This window comes from Collinsella sp. An7 (assembly GCF_002159335.1).
Classification (GTDB): Bacteria; Actinomycetota; Coriobacteriia; order Coriobacteriales; family Coriobacteriaceae; genus Coprousia.
Window position 1 is genome coordinate 234,812 of record NZ_NFHP01000003.1, and the last position, 23,004, is coordinate 257,815.

Here is a 23,004-nt window from a genome sequence, read left to right on the forward strand (position 1 = left end):
CCATCCGCCCTAGTTCGAGAGCTGGCCCGCCGTGCGCTCGGCAGCGAGCAGGGCGTTCAGCTTCGTCTTGCACTCGTTGACCAGCGTCACGACGGCGGAGAACTCGGTCGGATTGACGGTCTCCGCGCTTGACGTGGAGGTCGCGTTAGCAGCCGCCACGTCCGCCACGGCGGAAGCCATCTTCACGACGCCCTCCACGGCCGTGGAAGCATTGCCGGGCAGCGTCGGGATTACGCCGGATGCGAGCTTCGCGGCCTGGATGGTCCCGTCCGCGATCTTCTCGTTCGTCACGGAGTTAGCCTGGAGCATGGCCGTGGTGATTGAGTTAGCGCCGGGAGTCGAGCCTCCGCTCGGGAGGCCCTCGATGTGCACCTCCTCGACGTGCTGCCCCTTAGAGGGCTCGTCCGCGGTGTACTTCATGCTGCGGATGGTCATGCCATCGCCTCCTCCAGTGCCGCGAGCATCGCGGCCTTGTTCGCCTTCTTCGGGAGCGAGACGCCGTGCGCCTCCGCGTACGCGCGAATCTCGGTGATGGTGGATCCTGCATCGGGGCGCTCGGCGCCCGCCTCGCCTCCACTTGCCCCCGCGTAGTCCTCGTCGGCTCGCTCGCATGCGGCCTCGTCGGCCTCCACTCCCCCCGCCTCATCGACGGAGATGAAGCCGCGGGCGAGCCAGCGCTCCACGCTCACGCTCGGCACGTCGACCTCAGCGCCCGTGTAGGGCGCTATCATGCGGGCCATGGCTAGCCCCTCGGATAGGTGTCGGTGAGGCGCACGAAGCAATCCTCGTCCATGACGGCGAAGCCGACCTCCATCTCGCAGCGGAGCGCGAACATGTTGCGCTGCCAGAGGTTGATCTGCTTGTTTCCGTCGTTGATGGTGGCCTGGTTGGAGTACTCGACCGTGATGTCCTCGACGATGCCGTACACGGCCTTGTTCCAATCGCCCACGAAGCCGATGGTGTTCGCGGCGCTGGAGCCGGCGTTGTACGCGGCCTGTCGGTAGTACGCGGGGAGCGAGAGCACACGGCCCACGCTGCCCTGGTCGGTCGGGGAGTCGATGAAGATGGGACGGCCCGAGGAGTCCTTGGCCATGAGCAGGATGCTCTCGGCCTGCGGGGCGAAGACCCACGCGGTCGCGGAGCCGCCTGCGGTGGAGACCGTCGTCTTCGCTGTCACGAGCTTGTCGTAGGTGTCGGCCTCGATGTCGACGGCGGTCGCTCCGGAGAGCGTGTCGAAGTTGGAGCCGGGCGCGGACTGAAAGCCGAAGGCCGTGGCGTCGAACAGCGCGGCGAGGGTCCCGGGAACGCGCTCGATGACGGCGTTGTAAAGGGTGTCCTTGTCGCGGCGGAACTGGTTGCTGAACGGGACGATGACCGCCATCTTGTACGGTACGATCTTCTTCGAGCCGAAGGTCGGGGTGCTGACCGTCTTCTCGGCGGTCTCGTCCACCCACGCGGGCTTGGGGTCGGTCTCGATCACGTCGAGCGTGATGCCAGGGCCGGGGATTACCATGCGGCGAGCGTTGGCCATGACGAAGGAGGATTCCTGCGTCTTAGCGATGACCTCCGAGCTGATCTCGCTCGGGAGGACGATGCCGGTGGTCGTGCGGTTTACGTCCACCTTGGTGGTGTTGAGTGCCATTCGTATACTCCTCTACATCTGGGATTCGATGAAGTCGAAGAAGATGTCCTTCTTGTCCTTCGGTGCTGGGCCGGGCCGCTTCCCGTCGCCCTTGAAGATGGGAGCGCTCGGCTGCCCCTGCGCGAAGGCGAGGATCGACGCGGCCTGCGCCTCCATCGCCTTGCGGTCCGTCTCGGTGAGCAGCGATGCCGGGACACCCGTCGCCTCGGACACCTCTGCGGCGTCCTTGGCGCGCTTTGCCTCGGCCTCGTAGGCGGCGAGCTTCGCCTCGGCCTCCTCGGCGCGCTTTGATGCGGCGTCGAGCTTCTCGGCGTCGGTCATGGACTGGGCGGCGAGCTCGTCGTATCGCTTCGCCTTGTCGGCGTTCGACTTGCTCCGGCCCTCCCACTTGCGGCTCTGCTCGATGGCCTTATCGCGCTCGTCTGTGAGCGATGCGACCTGCGCCATCAGCTCCTCGACGGTCGGCTGCTCCCCACCGGTAGCGGCGGGCTCGGTACCTTCGGCCATGCGGCCCCCTTTCCGCCCGTGCGGGCGTCGTCTTGACCCCGTGCGGGGTCGCGGCATGAAAAAGGCCGGGAGTCTCACCCGGCCAGATATGAAAAGAGCCCCGTGCGGGGCTGGTTTCGCATAGATTGGCGGGCGGGGTCGCGTGTCTTCCGCCCCTACGGTCATGCGGCGACCGTCGACCGTGCAGCCTGCCCACGGGCTAGATCGGCTATGCCGTGGGCTTGCCCGTCCTCATGCGGGCGACCTTCTTGGCGTGCTTCGCGCTGTTCGCGTATCCTCTAAAAATCTTGTCGCGCTCCTCATCAGCCGTAGTCCCGCGCCTCTCGGCGCGCTCGGCGGCGAGGGCGTCGACGGCATCCTGCCAGCGGTCGTTGATGGCCTTCGTGTCGTATCCCTCCACCCCGCCGTCGCCCCACTGGCAGACCACTCTGCAATTGCAGCCGGAATGGTAATGGTCGAGCTTGACCGCGCCCGCTGTGGCCTCGGATGAGTACACGAACCCGCGTGACGCCAGCATGAGGCAGAAATCGCACGTCTCGTCGCCGGTCGGCACGCGAGCGAACTTGGGTTTGCGCGGGTCGCGCCTGCCGTTGGCGAACATCGACTCTCCCGCGCTTCGCTTCATCTCGTAGTCGATGCGCTGCAAGACTTGATCATTGAAGGTCTCCACGCGCCCGTCGAGGACGAAGCGCACGAAGCCGCGCACCGCGCGCTCGGTTTTGCGCGGGTCGTACCCGCTGATGGCCACGGCCCCAAGGCGCTCCCCCAGAACCAGCTCGCGGGCGGCGTCGTATAAGTCGGCGGACGCCTGAGCGGCCATGGTCGTGTAGGTCGGCATGACGGTGGCGAGGATTTGCAGCACGAGGTCGCGGCACTCCGCGATGTTCTCGGGCGTCCAGTTGATGCCCTGCAGGGCCTCCAGCACGCGGAACTGCGCGTCGGCGCTGATGCCGTTGATTTCCTCGGTCAGGAAGTCCACCGCCGCGCGCGGGATGGTGACGGCCATTGGCTACTCCTTCAACTCATAGAAGTCGCGTTGCAGCCGCTTGAACTCGTCGCCACAGATGCGCGAGCGTTCTTTCATCATGTCGCGCACGTCCGCGTTCCTGCCGTCGCGGATGGTGCTCGCGGTGTAGCTGTACCAGTCGCGTGCGAACATCATGAGGAGCATCTGCGTGTAAAGGTCCATCACTGAGTCACCGCCTGCGTGCCGCCGCCCATGAGCGACAGGATGGCGCGCTGGTTGGCGTTCGCGCCCATCTGCTGCACGACCTTCTGTCGCATGTCCTCGCCGAATCCGAGCTGCTCCCAGAAGACCTCGGTGGCGGCGAACTCGGGCACGACGGAGGCGATCTTCACCATTGCGTCGGCCTGGCTCGCGATGGACGGCATGAGCGGGTTCTTGAAGTTGGCCGCGATTTGCAGCGCGTCATACGTGTCGAGCGTCGCGTCGTTGGCGATGGCAAGCGCCATCTTGGCGATGGTGACCAGCGACTCGCCGTTGCCCTCGTTGAGGTCGGTGACCTCCATGATGAGCGGCTCGTTTGCCTGCGTAATGGCCTCGGCGCTCGACGGGTTGTCGTGGATGACGCCGAGCTGCGACACGGGGACATTCGTCTCGCCGGAGAATCGGGCGGCCAACGCCCGCATGTAGTCGGTGTGCGGCTGCATGGAGCCCTGCGAGAGCTGGCCGAAGGTCGGCGTAGAGCCGTCCTCGGTCTGGGAGACGGTGAAGATGTTGCCGATGTACGCCTCCCAGCGCGTGCGGTTCTCAAAGGGGTCTGAGTCCACGCCGAGAAGGTACTTCTGAGGGCTCGTGAAGAACTCCGCCGAAATCTCCGTGCGCAGGGCCTCTCGCACGCCGCTGTCCGTGATGAATCGCACGGCGCGGGTAATGCGCGACTGGCCGAGCGGCTGGCTCTCGGTCGGGTTGTAGGCCAGCGCCTCCATGAGCGGTCTGCCCATGCGGTGCGCCATGCGCGCCACCGTGATCGCGTCGCGCCCGTCGACGTGGTAGGTAGCCTCGTCGGTGTAGAGCGCCAGCTCGTCGGGCGCGCCCGAGTCGTCGTAGTGCATGATGACGAGGCCGGACGAGATGCGGCCCAGCCGCTCCGACCACTTGGCCGCGCCGTCCTCGGCGCTGTGCGTCACGACAATGACCGGCGGCTCGCCCACATCGCCCTTGGAGAGCGTCACAAAGTCGCAGCCCGCGATGAGCTCGCTCTCGCACGCCTGCTTGTACTTGCGCTTCAGGTTGCAGCGTCGCACGAGCTGGTCGACCTGCGCGGACAGCGCCTCGTCACCCACGGTGAAGCCGTCGAAGCGGCTGCGCGACGCCATCGCGGAGACGGCCTTCTTGGGCCATCCCACCACGGTCTCGATGTTTCGCAGCGACGGCGGGATTGAGATGCCCAGGTCCTTGAGGACGTTCTCGCCGTCGTAGTAGCGGCGGCGAAGCTGGTTCTTGGCGAGGTGGCTCGCCCAAATGGAGAGCAGCTCGTCCACCTCATCGGCGATGCCGAACTCGTCTCCATCGAGCACGAGAGCCGAGACGATCGCGCGGCTGTCGTGCTTCAGGCGATGCGACGGCGGCGCGCCGCGATGCCAGGTGTTCGGTTGCTCCATCAGCTGTCACCCCCAAGCATCGAGACGATGGCCCGCTCGCGGTCGCTCAGCTCCCACACGTGGGCGCGCGCCCGTTCGGCTGCGGCCCGTTCGGCTGCTGCCCTCTCGGCTGCTGCCCGCTCGCTTAGGAGCAGCCCACCCCCGTAGATTCCGCGCGGATTGGCGTCGAGCCTGGAGATGCGGCAGCAGTCGCCGCGACGCACGACGAGGCGGGTGTGGTGCCGCGCCATCCACTGGAGCTTCGCGGCGGTCAACACCTCGTCGGGGTACTCGTACTTCGGCAGCTTCCTCGACTTGGCCTTGAGCAGCCTGTCGTTCGCCTCGTTGATGCGGTCCGACAGCTCCGGCTCGCTCTCTGCCACCACGTCCCCGCCCATGTTGGTGACGAATGAGGTGGGAACCACCGCGCCGTTCTCGTAGGTTATGTTCGCATCGCACACGACGTGGCAGACGTCCATGCAGACGGACACGCCGCTCAGGCACGTGAGCGAGGGTGCGAAGAGAAAGAACGGGATACCCTCGTCGAGGTAGAAGCGCTGAATCTTGGCGAGCATAGAGAACGGCGGGTTGTCCACCACGCAGCACCCGTCTGGGTAGTCGAACGACTCGTAGTCGCCGCCGGGCCAGAACGGGCGCACCATGTCGGAGCGCCGCACTCCGTACCTCTCGGCCACCCACTCCGCCACGACCTCGTATATCTCGTCCGGCGTGTAGCAGTCGTCCGTGGTCTTCTTCGGCTTGAACTTCTCCACGAAGCCATCGTAGTCCTCGAACAGCTCGCGCTGCTGCGAGGTCACTCCGCCACGTCCCATCAGTACACCACCGCCTTGCGTCCGGGTCGTCTCTTCGTTGTCCTCGCCTGCCACAGCGCGAGCGCGCAGGCCTCTATGAGGGTCGCGTCCGCGCCGCCAGCGTCCTCGAAGCCCACGCCGTCCTGCCCGATGCGGCGGCGGGCGGTGAGGGTCGCGGAGGCGGTCAGCTCCTCCTGACCGTAGTGCGCGAGGTCGCGCTCGGCAACGGCGTTGGTGAGCATGGACACGGCCTTGGCCATGTCGCGCGGGCCCGCCACCACGACGGCGCGCTTGGGGAAGCCGATGTCCGCGAGCCTCGTGGTGAGCGCCGCCGTGCTGCCGCCGTCGATGGCCACCGTGGCCACCTTGTCGCGGCGCGCGTCCAGCCACGCGGCCACCCAGCCGACGCCCTCGGAGAGCGGGCGGGTGTCCACCCACTCCACGTAGGCCGCGCCCTCGGCGGGGCGCAGGCAGTAGGCCAGCGTCGCTCGGTCGGGGCCGAACTTCACGCCCGCGCACGTGACGCGCGGCTCGGGCGGCTCGTCGGTCTCGCAGAGCGCCCACGCCTTCTCCGAAATGACGTGCTCCACCGCAGCGGTGGAGGCGTCCCACCAGCCCAGGTACTCGCGGGCGAAGCTGTCCGGCTCGCGCACGAGCGACTGCGCCGCCGAGCGCATGGAGCGCTCCTTGATGCGATAGCCCATCATCGGGTTGCACTCGTACCAGCGCTCCGCGTCGAGCGGGTCTCCAACCTCGCCAGCCGCCCACTCCAGCCACCAGTCCTCGCCGAGCTCACTGGCGTGGGCGCGGTCGTGCATGTCGCGGAAGACGGTGCCGGGGCACTTCTGATTCGGCGGCGTTCCGATGTAGATGACCTGCGGGTCTCCGGAGTCGCCGGCGATGGTGGTCGGCATGAGGGCGTCGCGCTGCTCGGCGGTGAGCTCCTGCGCCTCGTCCACGACGATGACATCGTAGGTGCCTCCGCGCGCGCCCGAGTTGGTGCGCGTGGAGAACTCGATGAGGTGGCCGTCGGCGAGGTATATCCCCTCGGCGCCCTGCGCCTTGTAGACGCCGCCGTGCGGCTTGAGCTTGGTGGAGAAGTCGCGGTTGGCCGCGATGAAGTCGCACATGAACTTGAACATCTTACGCACGGTGCCAGCGTGGTGCGCGGAGTACAGGACGTTACGGCCCTCGATGAACGCCGCCCACAGCGCGTAGTAGCGCGCCGCGAAGCTCTTGCCGTTCTGGCGTGGGCGCGACAGGCCGATGTTGATGGCCTCGGCCTCGCCCAGCTCGTTCTTCGCGAGGTACAGATCCATCTCGTACGCCTGCGCCGGGATGAAGCTCACGCCGTAGCGGGCGAAGAGCGCGACCGCCTCCGGGCCGTCGGTGCGGTCGTATGCCCCGACCACCTCGAAGGTGGGCGTCTGGCGCCCGCGCCTCACGAGCGCCGCTTCCGCGCGGCCTCCACCGGGTCGGTCTCGGCCTCGTGGTCGGGCAGCGCGTCTATCTCAGCCATGACCTCCATGAGGCGCTTGGAAAGGGCTGCGATGTCGCGCGCGCTGTCCTTGGCGTCGATGGTCTCGGCCACGGCGTCGCGCAGGGCCACCAGCGCCGTCCTGCGGTCGTTCGTGCGCACGGCCTCAAGAACGCTCACGTGAATCACCGGCCTCTCTACCTGTGGAAACGAAAAAGGCCGCACGTGGCGGCCTGTGGAGTCGGGGTGCCTCTGTTTTCTGACTATGCCCGCGGGCGTCGGGTCGACCCCATGGGAGGGGGTGCCCCCCTGGGCCTCTCAGAGCGCGCCAGAGCGCCGCTTGGGATGGCGCACGGGTACTTGCGCCGACTTGCCCTTCGCGCCCCGTGAGACGGCTCTCGCGCCCTCGCAGAACGCCAGCGCTGACGGCCACGGGCCGAACCTGCGGCGCACCTCATCGCGGATGCGCCCGACGGCGGACACGCTGCGGTCGCTGCGCCACTGGTTGCAGCACCGGTGGGCGGGCGCGGTGTTGGCCATGTCCGCCGGGTCGCCGCCCTTGCTGACGGGCAGCAGCTCGTCGAGCTCGAAGGCGAGCGGGGTGCCGGCCGGGGCGTCGAGCGGGATGGGGAGTCCGCATATCCAACACGGCTGACCGAGCGCGCGCACGCGCTTCCACAGGACGTCGCGCCGGTACGATCTGCGCGGGTTCGGCTTTGGCTTGGCCATGCGCCGCCCCCTCCACTGGTTGGTGGGGAATGAAAAAAGGGCCGCGCATCGGCGGCCCCTCACGTTCGGCGACTGCGGCGCTGGCCCGGGGAGGTGGTGTCGGTTCCGCGCCGCTTTCGCTGACAATATAGTGGCACGGAATGCGGGCGCACGGGCCGTCTATATGCGTCTAAATGTGTCTGCGACTGTCTATGACTGTCTATCGCTGTCTATCGCGCGCGGTCGCGACATGAAAAAAGCCCCCGGCGACGCATCGCCGAGGGCAATCCGGTTCGCATCATATCAGAACAGCGCGGCCTGACCGCAGCCCTCGCGCGCGGCGGCGAGCCCCACCGAGTCGACCCACTCGAGCGCCTGCCTGTGCGCCTGCCGTGCCCCAGAGCCCGTGACTCCGAGCGCGCGGCCGATGCGGTCCCACTCGTAGAGGTCGAGGTAGCGCAGCTCCAGCACGTCGCCCCACGACGGGTGGTTGGGGTTGGCGGCGCGCACGCCGGCGCACACGGCGCGGGCGTCCTCCACCGCGCGCTCGTACTCGGCGAGCTCAGAGCGGGCGCGCGCCTCGGCGTCGATGCGGGCGTCCGTGGCGCGCATGGGGTCCGACGCTCCGCCGCCGCGCCCGATCGCCTCGTACGACTGCGCCCTCGCGCCCTCCCGCTCGCGCATGGCCCGGATCGCGGCGAGCCGACCGTCGATGTGCCGCTGCGCCGCCGACGCGGCCTCGAAGTACTCGCGTGCCGTAATGGTCACCACCTCCACATGGTCTAGCTGCGATTATAACATGTGCGCATACCGGACTTGTGTTATGCGCATGATGCATGGTCGTGAAAAAAGCCCCGCACGCCGTCCTGGCGCACGGGGCCTCCGTCACGATCGGCCTCCGGGCTTCACCCCGGCTTCGCCGCACGCCTCGCGTATGCGGCGGGCGTAGCTGTCGAGCACGTACTGCGTGGAAACGCAGTAGGTCAGGTCGTTGTCCTCAATCTCGTCCGCCAGCGCCAACAGCGCGTCGCGGTCGGGCGACACGGTGCAGGCGTCCGCTGGCTCGTACGTCCTCGCAAAGATGTCCGGCTTGCACGGGTACCGCTCGCCCTCGACCCCCGTGATGATGTAGTCGCCGGCACTCGCGTGCATGACGCCCTCGAGCGTCTCGATGTCCGTGGGCTCCTCTGTCACGAAAGCCTCGACAACGACAGGCTTCTTCCTGTACTTCATGATTCCACCCCCAGTGCCTCGCGGATGCGCTCGCACACGTCCTTAAGCATCCATGCGTAGTTGTCAACTCCCGGAGACTGGACCTCCCAGCACGCATCCCCCTCAAGCTCGCCCGCCAGCTCCAGCAGCGCCTCGCGGTCGCAAGACGGCTCTATGAGGTCGGCGAGACGATACGTCATTTCGTCCCATCTCGCTATCTCGTTGTCCGGGTCTATGGCGTCGGCCCCATAGTGCGCGAACTCATGGGCATCCATGTTGCCACCGAGCCACTTAGCAGTCGCCCTCAGCCTCTCCGCCACGCGCCGCCTCTCGTCATCTGTCGCCATAGCGCCCCCTCTCGTCGTTCCGCCCCTCGCGGCGGTTCCAGCTCGATATGGCGCGCCCGACCGCCAGCGTGCGCGTCAGCTCGTCATCGCCGTGCCAGACGCGCCAGCACTGGTACTCGTGCACCGTGGACGCGTGGCACGACCCGCACACGACGCGCGCCCCCACGCACGTCTCGCTCAGATCGTTGACCTGCACGTATGGGACTCCGCCACAGAACGGGCACGGGAGCAGCAGGTCGCTCTCGACCGCCTGCCCCGTGTCAGACATGACGCTCTCTCGGATGCGGCGCACCGTCCCCATGTCGGGCTCGTCGGCGACGGTGCGCGGTATGCCGGGCATGAGCCAGTCGAACATCACTTCCCCCTCTCTTCCGTCACCTGCACGCGCCCCCACCTCTCACGGAACGGTAGAGGGTTGCGCGCGACGAGGGCGACGGCCTTGTAGACGGCTGGCACGGAGATGTTGAGGGCGCGTGCCACGTCCTGCGCCGTCTCCCCGGCCATGAACAGCTCGTGAGCCTTCCACGCAACGCCGTCGGCGCGAGGGTCGTAGAACGCGTTGTACCGGCGGCCCATCACTCGCTCACCCTCGCTCCGCAGTTCGGGCAGTAGCGATACTCGGTAAGCCTGCCCCCGTTGTCTGCAAAGCAGTTACCGTCAATCGTCTGGCCGCAGCCGTCGCAATGCCATACGCTTGTCTTGCTGAGCTTGATTCGGCACGTGCGCTCAGGGACGTACCACTGGCCGTCAATCTCGACGCGCTCGAAGTCGCCGGAGTCTGGCACGGTGTTCACGTCGTGCTCGACGGCCTCGGTGTCGCTGAAATGGTACATGCTCATTCCTAAGCCCTCCTGTTCCAGGTCTGAATCGCCTTCTCGATGGCTAGCAGCCGCGTGATGTCCTCGCCGGTCGGCAGGTAGGTCGTGCGTCCGCTCTGGTAGTCCCTCGACGTGGAGACGTGGCAGCCTCCGCACACCACGCGGGCCTCGTACCCCATGTCGTCGGGGTACGGCCAGTACTGGATCCACGCACGACCGCCGCAGAACGGGCACGGGAGAAGCTGCTCCGAGTAGGCCGTCTGCCCGGTGTCGTCAACGAGCGCCGCCTCTACCTCCCGGAGTCGGGCCATCATGGCCTCGCCCCTCTCAAGCTCCGCGTCGGTGAAGGTGTGTGGCGTTCCGTCTGGCAGCTCGATCGTCTTGCTCATCACTCGCTCACCCCCGCCAGCGCCTTGGCGCGGCGCACGAGGTCCAACACGCGCGCCTGGACGTCGTCGCCACCGTTCTCGAAGTCGCTCGGGGACCAGTTGCCCAGGTTCCACGCTATGTCACGGGCGATGCTCCTAGCGTCCTCCTCTAGCTGCCCCCAGCTTTCGGGGCGCTCGTGGGTGAAGTCGGCTCCGAAATAGTCGAGGTCATTGCCTTTGATGCGGGCTACTCCATCGCCCTCAATTGCATCTATGATGTAAGGGCCATTGCCTTTGGTGTCCCACACCGTCTCCCCCTCGCGCAGCGGCCTGCCGTCCGCCGCGAGGACGGGGGCGCGGTGGGTTATCCGCTCAGGCCGCAGATAGCAAGGGGTGTCGTTGCCTCGCAAGTAAGCGACTCCATCAGAAATCTCGTACACTTCATAAGGTCCCTCTCCGGTGTCAACGTCATAAACCTTGTCACCAACACGAACCGCATCCGCGTTTACATCAACCATCTCATGCGCGGGGCGATTGACGCGCTCGCCCTTCGAGTAGGCGCGTAAGTTAAGCGCGAAGCTGCCGTCTGAGTACATGATCACGACACTGACGCAATTCTCGTCACCGTAGCGCTCGAAATCGTCTAGGAATCGCACCGGCTCGCCGTCCTCGAACCTCGGCCACGACTCGACCAGCCACTCCATGCCCTCGGGCATGAGGCGGCGGTCCAGCTCGGCCATCGCGTCGCTCCACCCGGTGTCGGGGTCGATGCCGAGCGCGGCACACAGCTCAGATCGTCGGTTGTAGGCGTCTTGGAAATCCCTGCGCACCTCGTCGAGCCCGCCGTGCCCGCGCACCCACCGCAGCGCCTCGCGCTCCTCCTCGGGCAGCAGGTCGTAGGCGCTCATGGTAGTGTCGCGCGAGCGGTCCTTGAGCCTGGCGAGCTCCTGCCGCGCCTGGTCGCGCTCCGCCCGGTAGCGGGCCGCCGCGAGCTGGTCCTCGTAGGGGTCGTGCATGTCGCTCATGCTTCCTCCCACTCATCGCAATGGTCTTCCTCGTTTGCGTACTCCCTGTCGCCGAACGGCCCGGTGCACATACCGTACCCGCACCGCCCGCATGGGCAGGGCTCGTACCACCGGCATCGCAGGCACACCCGGGCCTGCCCCTCCACAGCGTCGTCGTACGGCGCGTAGAGGTCCATGTCGTAGTCCGTCACCTGTAGCTCCCCCTCTCGTCCTCGCGCTCCGTCACGCGTCCAACTCCTCCGCATCGACCTTCTCGGCGACCATCGTCCCCGGCTTTCGCTCGGCCCTCCTGTGGGCCGCTGGGTACGACAGCCACCTGACCGTCTTCTCGCTGACGCCCAGACGCTCGGCGCACTCGCGGAGCGTCCCAAGGACGAGCAGCTCGTCGCCCCGGTACACCGCGTAGAGGACCCCGTCAGCCCTCTCCACGGGGCGCCTCCCCGGTCCTCGCCAGCCACCGGCCGCACGACCCGTCCCACGCGACCGCCGCGCGGGCGGCGACTTTAGACAGGTCCCCGTCATCGACGGCGCCCGTCATGACCGCGAGCGCTGCGGAGACCCTGCGCGCGCAGCCACCCGCCCGAGACCCGCATGCCGTCGAGCTTGGCGAGCGACAGGATGGCGCCCCGGCACCTGCGCAGCCGGTCCCTCGCCGCCGCGCGCTCGGCGCGCCTCGCGGCCTCGGCGTACGTCGGGTCGGGCGCCCCGGAGGAGTTGCGCCGCCCGGTGCGGTCCTCATACATCGGGGACCTCCCCGATCGCGTCTGCTGTGTAAAGTCCGATAATCATTCTTGCCCCTCTCGGGCATCGTGATGCCCCTAGAAGCCGTTTTAACAGTCGTGCGGGGTCCCAATACCGTGGCGAGCCGTAAAATGCCGTATTCGGCGTGTCACGACCTCGACACGCGCTCGGCCTCCACAGCCCGCGCGGGACCGCCGAGCAGCGGGCGCAGGAGCACCCGTCCGCCCTTGGCCCACCCGGCGATCAGGTACGTCATGCCCGTACCCTCGTCCGGCACGTAGACCATGTGCCCCCGCTCCATCGGTCGGCCGTCGCCGTAGCGGTACTCGTCCATCTCGCGCGCCGGCACGCCGAGAAGCGCCTCCGGGCCGTACTTGCCCATCGTGTTCTCCTCCACCGTCGCGGGTCACACCCCCATCCATCCGACGAAGAACCCGTGCGCGTAGCCGACGACGTAGCCCGCGAGCAGCATCCCGGCGAGCACGGCGATGAGCAGCGCCCAGTCGTACCACCTCACCGGCTCCCCCTAAGCATCAGGGCCGCCGCGAGCAGCGCCGACCCGGCGAGCGCCATGAGGCCGTAGCCCGCCCCGTGGATTATCCCGACGGCGAGCGACGCGGAGACCGCCGCCACCGGCACGAGGCAGCCGCAGGCCACCAGGCGCGAGTCCTTCTTGTCCATATGGACCTCCTATTCGGTTTTCATACGTTTTTCTGCATAAAATCAGGCGAACCCGAACTCGCCGTAAGCTCCGTTGTACGCGAGCCGCACCGGCCCGTCGCACGTCCCGCGCCGGTTCTTGACCGGCCACAGCTCCACGTCGGCGAACTCCCCGCGCTGCACGGAGTCGTCGCGCCTGACCAGCGCGAAGGCCGTGAGGCCGGTGTACTCGATCCACGACGAGCCGCGAAAGATGTCGGCGCCCGGGTTGTCGCCGGACTTGCCCTTGCGCATCTCGCTACCCTTCGCGCGCGATATGGCGCTGATGGCCACCACCGCCACGCCCGCCCGGATGGCGGCGAGGTTGACGGCGCGCACGGAGTCGCGCAGCGCCTCGGTCTCGTCCTGCCCCGGAAGCGCGTCGATGCACTGAAGGTAGTCGAGGAAGAGCACGCGACCGCCGTGGGCACCGGTGCTCCGTATCTCCTCGCAGATGTACACGAGGTTGCTCGCGTTCCCGTCGCTGATGGCGTCCACGATGCGCAGGTTCGGGCAGCGGACCATCAGCTCGATGTCCGCCGAGTACACCGGGTCGTTCGCCGGCTCGTACGTCCCGTCGGCTATCGCCGCCGCCTGCTTGCGCCCGAGCTCCTCGAAGTCCGCCCAGTGCCACGGCTCCAGCCCGTCGAGCACGTAGGAGAGCCGCGAGCCCATGCGGGCGCGCACCTCGGGCATCCCGAGCTCCAGAGATACGTACGTCACGCCGGTTGGCCGCCCCGTGTCCGGGTCCGTCGACTGGGCCATCCTTTCGGCGAGCCACAGGCAGAAGGCGCTCTTGCCAGCGCCCGTGGTCCCGCCGATGAAGTGCACGCCGGGGCGGAAGCCCCCGTGCAGCATGCGGTCCAGCTCGGGGATTGTCGACGGGACGGGCTGCTTCGAGCTGGTGTAGGCGCTGAGGTAGTCGCCCATCTTCTCGCCGACGTTCCAGAAGGCGGGCGCGGGACGCATCATCGACTCGTGCGCCTTCACACTATCCTCCTTGCGATCTCGGCGCTCATCGCGCCGTAGTCGAATCTCTCGGCGCTGGGCCGCCCCTCGCTAGAGGGGGCGGCACAAGCGCCCTCTAGTAATCTAGTGGGGTTGGCTGAGGCACTTACCCTTTGGGAGTGCGAGACACTACCCTTTCTAAGTGCCTCAGCCGACCCTTTCTCATTAATGGGTTGTCTGGGCGGATACCCTTTACCGCGCGGCATCAAGATGTACTTCTGGGCCTTTCCGCGATGAGAGTAGCCCGATTTCACAATCATCCCTTTACGTCGTAGCGCTTGGATTGCGTCGCGCACGGTAAACTCGCTCACGCCCAATATCTCGGCCATCTCTGTGCGGGGCCGACACGACTCGAACTGGCCCTTGCTGTTGCGCTCCATGTTCGCCGCGAGGAGCAGCATGACGCGCTCCTGCGTGCCGGAGAGACCGGCCTCGGCCCACTCGGCTATCCACGGCTCGAACGCCCGCGCGAAGCGCGTCTGCCTGCTCACTGTTCGTATCTCACCCCCAGCAGGTCGCTCACGATCCGGGCGGTCTCGCGCCGGTCGCAGAACATGAACCGCGCGCCGTGCCGCTCGTGCAGCGCGTCCAGAATCTTGCGGAGCTGCGGGCCGTTCATCGGCTTGCGGCGCTTGGCGCGGCACTCGTCGGTGAGCGGGTTGCAGCGCCGGCACCGGCGGCACACCCCGCTCACCCACGTCTCGATGAGCTCCGGCCGCTCGTACTCCGGGTGCTCCTCCACGAGGATGACCAGCACCTTGCCGTCCGCCGTGGCCCGGTCCAGCTCCCGCACGAACCGGTCGTGGTCGCGCCCGACGTTGCCCGCGAGCTCCTGCACGTCCCTCTTGGTGTCCACGAGGTAGCGCGAGCCCTCGGCCCAGTAGTCGCCCGTATCGAGCTTTCGCCGTTCCACCGCGACGCCGTGGGCGGCCCACCATGAGTGCTTCACGGCGTGCCGCCCGCGCTGCTGCCTCGTGTCTTCGTAGATGACCGCGCCGCTAGAAGGGGATGTCCTCGGAATAGGTGGACAGCTCGGCGTCGGTGATGGGAGCGGCCTTGGCGTCTCGGTCGTCCTTGGTCTGTGGGGCGGGAAAGTCGCCCTCCTTGATGGCCTGCACCGTGCAGATGTGCTGCAAGTCGACGGCGGTGCGGTCCTTGCCCTTGGCGTTCCCGCGCTGCCCGGTGTAGAGCCGGTGGCGGAGGACCATGCCGACCCACTTGCCGGCGAGCGTCTGCTCGGCGCCGTCGCGGCTCGCGTCGTAGCGGAAGCCCGCGTTGCCCTCGCTCTGCTCGATGCACTCGACCAGCATCTTGTAGCGCTGCCAGCCGAAGTCGCTGGTCAGGTAGAGCTTGATGGTGCGCTGCCAGTCCTGCGCGTCGGGGCCGTAGAAGAACCGGCCCTCGTCTGCGAGGTAGGGGTTGTAGACGAGCGCGAGATACGGCTTCGCCTCGTCGGTGTGGTCCTCCACCGCGTCGATGCGCACGGCGTACCCGCCCTCCGGCAGGATGCCGCCGCCACCGTTCGACGCGGTGATGCTGTCCCAGTTAGCGTTTGCCTTCATCCTTGCGTTCCTTCCCGCCGCGCTTCTTCGCGGCATCGTCGGTGAGGGGCGCCATGCCCCAGTACTCGCGAATGAGCCGGTCGACCTCCTTGAGGTCGTTGTCCATGGTCCCGGGGAGCATCCCCATCGGGGCCTTCGCCATGTTGGCGCCATCGTTCTCGGTGACGAAGACGTGCCTTCCGTCGCGCACCTCGCAGTCGATGAGGACGGGCACGGCGCCCTCGATGCCGAACTTCTCATCGAGCATGCGCCCAACGGTGCGAATCTTCTCGTGGCCGTTGGCGTCCAGCTCTGGGTGCATAAAGAGGTAGGTGATGCAGTCCTCCGGAGCGAGCACCGTGGCGCTCTTGATGAGCTCTTGGAAGTTGACGGCCATGTCCGTGAATTTTCCGTAGCCGGTCTCGCGGGCCCGAGCGAAGTTCTCGAGGCTCATGAGGTACCCGGCGTCGTCGACCACCCACGCGCGGCGCTTTCCGCTCGTGATGCACGCCCTGATGGTGCGGTAGTCCTGCGTGTTGGTGGAGTCCAGCTTCTTGCGGAATGGCAGCGGCTTGCCCATGACGTTCAGGATGCCGACCTCGCCCGGCTCGAAGTTGCGCAGCGACGTGCTCTTTCCGCTTCCAGATTTGCCGAGGACGATGACGCACACGCCCATCACTCCACCCCCGCCCTGCTCATGACCTGCCCGACGAACTCCGCCGGGTCGATGCCATCCCCGTCGGCCACGATGGCGCGCAGCGACGCGGCGGCGCCCATGAGGTAGGTGGAGCCGCCCGGGTCTCCGTCCGTTATCTCCTTAGCGCGTATCTCCAGCGCCCCGGCGCACCGCTCGAGGGTGCCCCGGTCGCAGGAGAAGCGCCAGCCGCTATAGCCCATCGTCGCCGTCCTCCCCGTCGCCGTCGGGCTCGTCCACGGGCGACAAGTCCATAACCCCCAGCACCTCGCGGAGGCTCGGCCCGGCGTCGAGCACGTCGATCTCGTCGACGGAGCCGTCGCACATCTTGCGCACCAGCTCGGCGCGCTCCGGGTCCTCGAAGGCCACCGCCGGGCGGTAGCTTGCCGAGGTCACCACGTACACCTTTTTCATCTGCTCTCCTCTCCCGCCACCATGCGCCGGGCGGCCTCAACCGCCTCGCGGTAGGTGGCATCCGGCCCCACGGGGACCGGTATCCGTATCCTCACGCCGTGGGCGGCGTCGTACGTGCACCCCTCGACGGGCACGGGCAGCTCCCAGCGCCCGGTGGAGGGGTTGCGCTCCGGCGTCACCTCGTCACCGCCCAGAGTCCCCAGCTGAGCCAGATGCCGACCCGCCAGAGCGCGGCGGCGAGGAGGGCGAGGGCCGCGTAGCGCACGACCTTGCCCGCCTCCACTCCACGTACTCCTTCATGAGCTCGGGGTCCGCCATCGCCTCCAGGCACGCCTCGTACAGCGCGTGCGAGACGGTCAAGGGCACCCTCGGCGACCCCATGGCAGCTCCATTCCTCTGCTGGTACAATCATCCATGACCTCCTTCTGGTCGGGCTCTCGCGGGCAGCTTGCAGGCATCCGCGAGGGCTTTTCTCTTGTAGATGCGACGGACCGCCCCTCCGGGCGCGCACGCTCAGCGCGGTGCGTGCGGGCCGTTGAAAGGAGAGGGCGCGGCCCTCCCGGCGGTGATGGGCTCCTGGTGATGCCTCGGTAAGCCATGGGCTAGCTCTTCTTCGCCCTTTACGTGTGCGCCCGGGGCGACGGTCCGTGTGATTTCGCCGGCCTCCCACCGGCCCGTGTCTGACGTGGATGTATCGGCTCTCACGCCTCACCGCCGGACGTATCCGGTCGTTCCGCAGGCGGGCGCGTCGCCCGTCCACTCGCGCCCTCCTCGGGCGCTCATGCCGTCCGAACCGGCGCGCTTCCGCGCTACGGCGACGGCGTATTGCTCCGCCCGGCGGCGCGCCGTTCCTGCCGCGCCACGTGCCGGTGGATTGTCAAGGTGCCGTTCATCCAACCGGATACGCGATGGGGTGGCTTCGTGCCGTAGAATCAAGGCGTCCGATTGATTGCCGGAGATTGGAGGTCTCTTTTGAAGGCAGTTTTGAGGACGCGGTCCCTCCGTAACGGGTAGCGCCGCGCGAGCCCGGGCAGCTCGAAGGCGACTCACCGAAGGCCGCGTTGCGGAGCGGCGTCGAACCGGCTGCGCGGGAGCGCATCGGAGGCCGCACGGCCGAAGGGGGCGACCCGAACGGGACGCCCGCCGGCAAGTGCAGGTGGAGGGAGAAGGGCCCGGTGCCGGGGCGATGGCTGCCGCAACAGCCGGAGCCCCGGTGCCATCCCATCGCGTATCCGGTTGTCAAGGTGCTGAAAAGGATGTGCCTAACTCTCGCGCCTCAGCATGTTTCTGACGTCAACCAGGTACGAGAGGCAGAAGCACAGGAGCATCGCGCAATAGGTGACACTTTGTTCTTCACCGGTAACCGAGTGGAGAACAAATATCGCGATGCCCAGCAGAATCCAAAGCGTGCTTATCAAGCGTTTACCTCCTATCTCCCCGCTGCGGCGCTACTCGCCCTCCTCCACCTCCGCTCGCATCTCGGCGAGCGTCTTGTAGAACACCGGAGGAACGCCGACCTCGTCGAAAACGTCCTCGATCGCATTGAGGTTGGAAAGCCGTTCCTCGCGCTCAGTAGGCAGGTCGCCATCGGATTCGAGCAGGTATTCGAGGCTCGCGTCCGGGAAAAACGCATCCCGAATCTTCTTCGCTTCGCTGACCGTCAGCGGAATGCGCTCGTTCATCTTCAAGGAGACGTTGTTCACGGACATATCGAGCAACTCGGAAACCTTTGCATAGCTAACGCCGCACCTCTTGAGTTCGGCTTTGATGTTTTGATAGGCCATCTTCACCTCCAATCACGAAATATCGTGTTGTTGGGAACAATATATACGAGCTTTCGTAGTTTGTAAATACGATATTCACGAGAAATTAGAATTGGATAGAATGATTGTACGAAGCTTCGGAAGGAGGCCATCGTGGAGACACTCGAAGAAGCCGTTAGACGCCTAATCAAATCCAGCTACGGAAGCGTCTCTAAGTTCTCAGATGTAATTGGCATCCCTGCCACGTCTATTTACAGCGCCCTTGATCGCGGCCTTGCGAACACGCGCACAGAGCTGACCGACAAGATATATCGAGAACTTAATATCGACTGGGAAACAGCAAGGCTTGACGATGACTTTCGCGAGTTAAAGCTCAAGAGCCAGACAGCCAACCAGTTCTTCGACTGCCCCCTCTACGGGTCCATCGCAGCAGGCACCCCGATAGAGATGATAGAGATCGAGGACACCTTCCCCATCCCCTCGGAGATGCACGCCCGGTACCCGAAGGCCTTCCTGCTCCGCATCAAGGGCGAGTCGATGAACCGCGTGCTCCCGAACGGCTGCATGGCGCTCGTCGACCCGTGCGAGACCATCGAGTACGACGGCGAGCCGTACGCCGTGTGCGTGAACGGGTACGACGCCACGGTGAAGCGCGTGAGAGCGCTCGCCAACGGGTTCAAGCTCGTCCCGGACTCGACCGACCCCACCTACAAGCCGGTCGTGTACGACTACGGCGTTGAGGGGACCGAGGTCATCACGGTCATCGGCCGCGTGGTGTGGTACTGCGTGCCGTTCGATTGGAGCTTCTGATGTGCGGGCCGGAGGATATCAAGGGGATCGTCGAGGCCGGCAGCCATGTCCTGTCAGGTTCGAGCAAGTTCATCGACTCGCTGTGCAGGATTCGACCGGGCCTTGCCATAGCGAGCGAGGCGCGCGGCATCGCGAGCGCGAACGATGTGCTTCTCGACGCGATGGAGGAGACAGTCAGGCGATGCAGAAAAATGGGCTTTTCAGAGAGCGCGACAACCGGCATGTGCATGAGGCTCGCAAACGAGTTCAGCAAGTCGGAAAACCTTTCAAGCTGCCTTTCATTTGCACAAGAGATGGTAGGCAGCGACTACGATGCGAGCGGGATTGACCACGGCTGGTTCATCAGATGGTCAGACGGCGCGGCTGAGCAGACGGATAACGAGATGTGCGTGATATGGGGAAAGCTACTCGCAGGTGAGCTGGACCAGCCCGGCTCGTACTCCAAGCGCACGATGTCAGTCCTCGCCGACATGAGCGCACACGAGGCATCGCTGTTCGCGAATCTGTGCTCCACATCGATTTATGTGAAATCGCGCGGAGTAAAGACGCTGTTTGCTGTTCTAGCAGACGACGTGTTGGGCGGTGACACCTTTAACGGCGAACTTCTTTCAATCACCGATTTAGACGACCTCGCCGCTATCGGACTCATCACAACTTCCACCTGGACGAGCCAGGGGCTTCCTGGAAAGACCTCATACACATTGGAGCTTGACGATAGATCAGCTGTGATAACCAATCCCAATGAAGATTGCAAGGCATTTGTTTTCTCGCACATGAGGTACCTGCAGGAGGGAATGGAGCTTGCGTCGCTCTGCGAAATCGGTACGTTTAACAGACTCAAAGAAGCCATTGATAAGGTCGTTACCCGTGCAGGTCTCGCTATTGAGTGGACAGACCATTCCCGTTAATCAATGGCGTCATCGTGTGGCACCAGGCGGAAAGTGATTTGGAGAGGTAGGGAATGGCGCCTACCTTGCGGATGAAAGGGAGCATCGGAAGCAAGATGGATACGGAGCTACTGGACGGAGGACGACGATGAGCTTAAAGGGGCTTTTCGACTGGTTCAAAGAGCATTGGCTCGAGGCCGTGGGAGTCGTCTTCGGGTCCTGGGCCGCCATCCATGCCGGGGCAACCAAGATCGAAGCATTGTTCTCGACCGATCCGACTACCTTCATGCTCCTATTCTGCGCTGTGCTCCTTATCTCCTTCACGCTCGGATGGATCCTCAACCGCGAGGTCGGCAACGTCCAGCTGCGCAAGATAGAGCTCGAGCGCCGCCTCGACATGGAGGAAGAGGATAGGCGCCACGAGCGCGAGCGTAGGAACGCAGAGGAGGACAGGGAAAGGGCACAGAGGAAGAAGGAGAAGGCCGCAAAGGCTAGGGAACTTAAGGAAAGGGAGGACCGCAGAAAATATCTTGAGGGCGAGGTGAGGCACCTTGATATCACCCAAAAAGCCGCGCTCTACCTCATTTTCACAGAGGGGTCGATGTCGTATGGTGCGCCAACCACAAGCAATTGGTATCCGGCGTCGATCTACGACGGGCACGCGGCCTTCATGGCTATGCGCTCTCTCGGTCTCGTCGACTACGAAACGACGCACGACGGATCCAACAGGTGGACGCTCACCGAAGAGGCCAGCCAGCTTTTCGACGAGAACCCAGACCTGTTGGAAGAGGGAAGGCTTTACCTCGAAGCTGATGATGAGCCGTCAAACCACTAAAGAAAGGGATAAACATGGAGTGCAGGAACCTGGCAGTCACCTCATGCTCACGGCTGACAGCTTCTCTGAATACGAGGACATCATCGTGACGCCCGACGACCCGCCCGTGCGGACGGTCGGCGCGGTCGTGTGGTACCAGGCGGGAAACGAGAAGGAGTGATGGGCTTTTTCGACGCGTTCAAGGGAAACGAATTCAGGAGCTGACTTGAAAAAACCTAGTGGAGGAAGACACATGAGAATCTATAACTTGATCGCCGTGGGAGCCGCGTTGGCAATCGTTCTGTCGGGTTGCTCCACCGCCCCCGTCGACAAGACCGAGCTACAGGACCTCTACGATGAAGCGGCCAGCATGAACATAGCTTATTCGTCTTCCGAGAGCATCGAGGAGCTTGAGGATGCGGCTGGAGACGCCAGCGACCTGCTCGATGACGAGGACGCCACCCAGGATGAGGTCACTGAGGCATCACAAAGACTTGAGGATGCGATTGAGCGCGCGGAGTCTGACACCAGCGTCGACGAGTTCACCGTGGTTGACGCGACCATGGGTCAAGACGATGGCTACGGATACGCCGAGATGTCCATCACCGTCAAGAACAACACGGATGATGACAAGGAGCTAACGGGGGTCGATGTCGCGGAGCTCGACGCGGACGGCAACATCATCAACTCGTACATGTCTTACAACAAGAACTACCAGCCGACCGTTCTCGAACCGGGGCAGACGATGGATATAAACCTCACCTGTGCGACCTCAGACGGTATAGCGGGCGTCAGGTGCACGAAATACGAGTACTCCTATTACGGGTCACCGATAATCGGCGAGCTGAGCGAACCATTCATCAAGATGTTCTAAGGCGTCATGAAGGCCGTCAGTACGGACTCGGTCAAGGCATCTGAGTACGTGATGGAGCAACGCCATTCAATTGGCATAACTGGTCAAATGGCTTGCAGAAAGTGTAAGAAAGTTTGCGTATAGTACAAAAAAAGTTGAGTATTCGCAGACTTATGGGTAAAGTAATGGCAGTGATACGGCCTTGGGTCTTCAAGTGAGTCCTTGGCCTGGAAAAGGGTCGCTGCCTTCGGGTTGGCGGCCCTTTTCCTTCTTTGGAGGCAAATATGCCCGATAGCAAGCCGTTCAAGACCATCGAAGAGCAAATCGCGATCCTGGAGTCTAGAGGGCTGATCATCGACAGCCGCGAAACGGCTCGACGGTTCCTCACGAGGAACAACTACTACTCCCTGGTCAACGGTTACAAGGAGTTCTTCCTCGATGCGAACAAGACGAACAGGGACGTTGAGGTGTTTCGGGACGGCACGCGGTTCATCGACCTGATGACGCTCTATAACTTCGACGCGATCCTTAGGTTCTCGATGATGTACTGTCTCACGGTGGCAGAGAAGGCGCTGAAGACCGCGACCGTCCACGCCTTCTGCCAGAAGCACCGTGACCCGGAGGACTATCTGGACCCGGCGTCCTACTGCTCAAAGAGAGACTACCGTGGCAAGAACTACACGGGCAACCTGATCAGACTACTCTCGATACTGCAGGGAATCCATGACGGGCGCGGGGAGCGAAGAGCGTACATCGAGCACTATCGCAAGAAGTACGGATTCGTACCCCTATGGGTGGCCGCAAATGCCCTGACCTTCGGCAACATGTCGCACTTCTACAGCCTTCAGAAGATATCAGTCCAGAACGAGACGTGCCATCTGATATGTCAGTCGATAGGCTCCGAGGTCATCAGCGCAAGGAAGCTCGGGGGCGTCTACTCCACGCTGACCGAATTCAGGAATACATGCGCGCACGGGGGAAGGCTCTTCTGCAAGAGGGCTGGACGACGGGAGGATAAGTCATTCGGCGACATGCTGCTTGATCTCTCCGTCATATCTGCGCCCTTCGAAATGGAGTTCGCCGTTAACAGCGTGAAAAGCGACCTCGGCGCGCTGGACAAGATCGACGGGCTCCGCTCCCTTGTCGAGAGAGAAATGGGGCTGGACAACCCCGACGTGAGAGAGCTTTTGGAATCGTACGGATTGTCTGAATAGCAAAAGCCCTCCCCTCTCATTGCTTAGCGGCGAACGAGGGGAGGGC

36 protein-coding genes are annotated in these 23,004 nt (G+C 64.9%); 5 read left to right on the top strand and 31 right to left on the bottom strand.

Going from position 1 to position 23,004, the window contains the following annotated elements; all coding sequences use genetic code 11:
* Positions 1–9: 9 nt before the first annotated feature.
* The 31 genes from B5G20_RS04970 to B5G20_RS05120 form a co-directional block, all read right to left on the bottom strand.
* Positions 10–435 carry a hypothetical protein gene (locus B5G20_RS04970; protein ID WP_087355609.1) on the bottom strand — a complete coding sequence of 142 codons (426 nt, stop codon included), beginning with the start codon at positions 433–435 and terminating at the stop codon, positions 10–12.
* Positions 432–740 (bottom strand): hypothetical protein, encoded by a 309-nt coding sequence (locus B5G20_RS04975; protein WP_087355611.1) that lies wholly within the window; start codon positions 738–740, stop codon positions 432–434. The genes B5G20_RS04970 and B5G20_RS04975 overlap by 4 nt, the downstream gene beginning before the upstream one ends.
* Before the next feature lie 2 nt (positions 741–742).
* A complete protein-coding gene (locus B5G20_RS04980) occupies positions 743–1,642 on the bottom strand; it encodes a phage major capsid protein (RefSeq protein WP_087355613.1) in 900 nt (299 codons plus the stop codon).
* A 12-nt stretch (positions 1,643–1,654) separates the two neighbouring features.
* Complete coding sequence (locus B5G20_RS04985; protein WP_087355615.1) at positions 1,655–2,149, bottom strand: hypothetical protein; 495 nt, start codon at positions 2,147–2,149, stop codon at positions 1,655–1,657.
* A gap of 208 nt (positions 2,150–2,357) precedes the next feature.
* The gene (locus B5G20_RS04990; RefSeq protein ID WP_087355617.1) at positions 2,358–3,155 is read right to left on the bottom strand and encodes a hypothetical protein; all 798 of its coding nucleotides are present in this window, start codon (positions 3,153–3,155) and stop codon (positions 2,358–2,360) included.
* 3 nt (positions 3,156–3,158) lie between these two features.
* Positions 3,159–3,338, bottom strand: a complete 180-nt coding sequence (locus B5G20_RS04995; protein WP_087355619.1) for a hypothetical protein — start codon at positions 3,336–3,338, stop codon at positions 3,159–3,161.
* Positions 3,338–4,774: a phage portal protein gene (locus B5G20_RS05000; RefSeq protein WP_087355620.1), complete on the bottom strand. Its 1,437-nt coding sequence runs from the start codon at positions 4,772–4,774 to the stop codon at positions 3,338–3,340. The genes B5G20_RS04995 and B5G20_RS05000 overlap by 1 nt, the downstream gene beginning before the upstream one ends.
* Positions 4,774–5,586, bottom strand: a complete 813-nt coding sequence (locus tag B5G20_RS05005; protein ID WP_087355622.1) for a hypothetical protein — start codon at positions 5,584–5,586, stop codon at positions 4,774–4,776. The genes B5G20_RS05000 and B5G20_RS05005 overlap by 1 nt, the downstream gene beginning before the upstream one ends.
* Positions 5,586–7,010, bottom strand: a complete 1,425-nt coding sequence (locus B5G20_RS05010) for a terminase family protein (protein WP_087355624.1) — start codon at positions 7,008–7,010, stop codon at positions 5,586–5,588. The genes B5G20_RS05005 and B5G20_RS05010 overlap by 1 nt, the downstream gene beginning before the upstream one ends.
* Positions 7,007–7,222 carry a hypothetical protein gene (locus B5G20_RS05015; protein WP_204207652.1) on the bottom strand — a complete coding sequence of 72 codons (216 nt, stop codon included), beginning with the start codon at positions 7,220–7,222 and terminating at the stop codon, positions 7,007–7,009. The genes B5G20_RS05010 and B5G20_RS05015 overlap by 4 nt, the downstream gene beginning before the upstream one ends.
* A gap of 138 nt (positions 7,223–7,360) precedes the next feature.
* Positions 7,361–7,771 (bottom strand): hypothetical protein, encoded by a 411-nt coding sequence (locus B5G20_RS10465; RefSeq protein WP_204207653.1) that lies wholly within the window; start codon positions 7,769–7,771, stop codon positions 7,361–7,363.
* A 282-nt stretch (positions 7,772–8,053) separates the two neighbouring features.
* Positions 8,054–8,521 (bottom strand): hypothetical protein, encoded by a 468-nt coding sequence (locus B5G20_RS05025; protein WP_143750221.1) that lies wholly within the window; start codon positions 8,519–8,521, stop codon positions 8,054–8,056.
* Positions 8,522–8,635: 114 nt separating this feature from the next.
* Positions 8,636–8,983 (bottom strand): hypothetical protein, encoded by a 348-nt coding sequence (locus tag B5G20_RS05030; protein ID WP_087355631.1) that lies wholly within the window; start codon positions 8,981–8,983, stop codon positions 8,636–8,638.
* Positions 8,980–9,309 (bottom strand): hypothetical protein, encoded by a 330-nt coding sequence (locus tag B5G20_RS05035; RefSeq protein WP_087355633.1) that lies wholly within the window; start codon positions 9,307–9,309, stop codon positions 8,980–8,982. The genes B5G20_RS05030 and B5G20_RS05035 overlap by 4 nt, the downstream gene beginning before the upstream one ends.
* Positions 9,296–9,664: a Lar family restriction alleviation protein gene (locus B5G20_RS05040; RefSeq protein WP_087355635.1), complete on the bottom strand. Its 369-nt coding sequence runs from the start codon at positions 9,662–9,664 to the stop codon at positions 9,296–9,298. Before B5G20_RS05040 ends, B5G20_RS05035 begins: the two co-directional genes overlap by 14 nt.
* Complete coding sequence (locus B5G20_RS05045; protein WP_087355637.1) at positions 9,664–9,885, bottom strand: hypothetical protein; 222 nt, start codon at positions 9,883–9,885, stop codon at positions 9,664–9,666. Before B5G20_RS05045 ends, B5G20_RS05040 begins: the two co-directional genes overlap by 1 nt.
* Positions 9,885–10,148, bottom strand: a complete 264-nt coding sequence (locus B5G20_RS05050) for a hypothetical protein (protein WP_087355640.1) — start codon at positions 10,146–10,148, stop codon at positions 9,885–9,887. The genes B5G20_RS05045 and B5G20_RS05050 overlap by 1 nt, the downstream gene beginning before the upstream one ends.
* Positions 10,149–10,150: 2 nt before the next feature.
* A complete protein-coding gene (locus tag B5G20_RS05055; protein WP_087355642.1) occupies positions 10,151–10,516 on the bottom strand; it encodes a Lar family restriction alleviation protein in 366 nt (121 codons plus the stop codon).
* Complete coding sequence (locus B5G20_RS05060; protein ID WP_087355644.1) at positions 10,516–11,520, bottom strand: hypothetical protein; 1,005 nt, start codon at positions 11,518–11,520, stop codon at positions 10,516–10,518. Before B5G20_RS05060 ends, B5G20_RS05055 begins: the two co-directional genes overlap by 1 nt.
* Before the next feature lie 222 nt (positions 11,521–11,742).
* Positions 11,743–11,949, bottom strand: a complete 207-nt coding sequence (locus tag B5G20_RS05070; protein ID WP_087355648.1) for a hypothetical protein — start codon at positions 11,947–11,949, stop codon at positions 11,743–11,745.
* 89 nt (positions 11,950–12,038) lie between these two features.
* On the bottom strand, positions 12,039–12,263 hold the full coding sequence (locus B5G20_RS05075) for a hypothetical protein (RefSeq protein ID WP_087355650.1): 225 nt from the start codon (positions 12,261–12,263) through the stop codon (positions 12,039–12,041).
* A 146-nt stretch (positions 12,264–12,409) separates the two neighbouring features.
* On the bottom strand, positions 12,410–12,643 hold the full coding sequence (locus B5G20_RS05080) for a hypothetical protein (protein ID WP_087355652.1): 234 nt from the start codon (positions 12,641–12,643) through the stop codon (positions 12,410–12,412).
* Between the two features lie 131 nt (positions 12,644–12,774).
* Entirely contained in the window at positions 12,775–12,942 is a 168-nt protein-coding gene (locus B5G20_RS10330; RefSeq protein WP_158094394.1) for a hypothetical protein, read from the bottom strand.
* Positions 12,943–12,984: 42 nt separating this feature from the next.
* Positions 12,985–13,950: a DnaB-like helicase C-terminal domain-containing protein gene (locus tag B5G20_RS05085; RefSeq protein WP_087355654.1), complete on the bottom strand. Its 966-nt coding sequence runs from the start codon at positions 13,948–13,950 to the stop codon at positions 12,985–12,987.
* 505 nt (positions 13,951–14,455) lie between these two features.
* Entirely contained in the window at positions 14,456–14,917 is a 462-nt protein-coding gene (locus B5G20_RS05095; protein ID WP_143750222.1) for a hypothetical protein, read from the bottom strand.
* Positions 14,918–14,966: 49 nt separating this feature from the next.
* A complete protein-coding gene (locus B5G20_RS05100) occupies positions 14,967–15,530 on the bottom strand; it encodes a hypothetical protein (protein WP_087355660.1) in 564 nt (187 codons plus the stop codon).
* A complete protein-coding gene (locus B5G20_RS05105; protein WP_087355662.1) occupies positions 15,514–16,185 on the bottom strand; it encodes a hypothetical protein in 672 nt (223 codons plus the stop codon). The genes B5G20_RS05100 and B5G20_RS05105 overlap by 17 nt, the downstream gene beginning before the upstream one ends.
* Complete coding sequence (locus tag B5G20_RS05110; protein WP_087355664.1) at positions 16,185–16,406, bottom strand: hypothetical protein; 222 nt, start codon at positions 16,404–16,406, stop codon at positions 16,185–16,187. The genes B5G20_RS05105 and B5G20_RS05110 overlap by 1 nt, the downstream gene beginning before the upstream one ends.
* Entirely contained in the window at positions 16,396–16,617 is a 222-nt protein-coding gene (locus B5G20_RS05115) for a hypothetical protein (protein ID WP_087355666.1), read from the bottom strand. Before B5G20_RS05115 ends, B5G20_RS05110 begins: the two co-directional genes overlap by 11 nt.
* Positions 16,614–16,796 carry a hypothetical protein gene (locus tag B5G20_RS10150; protein ID WP_143750224.1) on the bottom strand — a complete coding sequence of 61 codons (183 nt, stop codon included), beginning with the start codon at positions 16,794–16,796 and terminating at the stop codon, positions 16,614–16,616. Before B5G20_RS10150 ends, B5G20_RS05115 begins: the two co-directional genes overlap by 4 nt.
* Positions 16,797–18,065: 1,269 nt before the next feature.
* Positions 18,066–18,413: a hypothetical protein gene (locus tag B5G20_RS05120; protein WP_143750225.1), complete on the bottom strand. Its 348-nt coding sequence runs from the start codon at positions 18,411–18,413 to the stop codon at positions 18,066–18,068.
* Positions 18,414–18,533: 120 nt separating this feature from the next.
* Between B5G20_RS05120 and B5G20_RS05125 the strand changes: the two genes are divergently transcribed.
* The 5 genes from B5G20_RS05125 (at position 18,534) to B5G20_RS05145 (ending at position 22,958) form a co-directional block, all read left to right on the top strand.
* Positions 18,534–19,190, top strand: a complete 657-nt coding sequence (locus B5G20_RS05125; protein WP_087355670.1) for a S24 family peptidase — start codon at positions 18,534–18,536, stop codon at positions 19,188–19,190.
* On the top strand, positions 19,178–20,098 hold the full coding sequence (locus B5G20_RS05130) for a DUF2806 domain-containing protein (RefSeq protein ID WP_143750226.1): 921 nt from the start codon (positions 19,178–19,180) through the stop codon (positions 20,096–20,098). The genes B5G20_RS05125 and B5G20_RS05130 overlap by 13 nt, the downstream gene beginning before the upstream one ends.
* Before the next feature lie 127 nt (positions 20,099–20,225).
* On the top strand, positions 20,226–20,912 hold the full coding sequence (locus B5G20_RS05135; RefSeq protein WP_087355674.1) for a hypothetical protein: 687 nt from the start codon (positions 20,226–20,228) through the stop codon (positions 20,910–20,912).
* A 232-nt stretch (positions 20,913–21,144) separates the two neighbouring features.
* The gene (locus B5G20_RS05140) at positions 21,145–21,765 is read left to right on the top strand and encodes a hypothetical protein (protein ID WP_087355677.1); all 621 of its coding nucleotides are present in this window, start codon (positions 21,145–21,147) and stop codon (positions 21,763–21,765) included.
* A 263-nt stretch (positions 21,766–22,028) separates the two neighbouring features.
* Positions 22,029–22,958, top strand: coding sequence for an Abi family protein (locus tag B5G20_RS05145; RefSeq protein ID WP_087355678.1), 930 nt, complete (start codon positions 22,029–22,031; stop codon positions 22,956–22,958).
* The last annotated feature ends 46 nt before the right edge of the window (positions 22,959–23,004 follow it).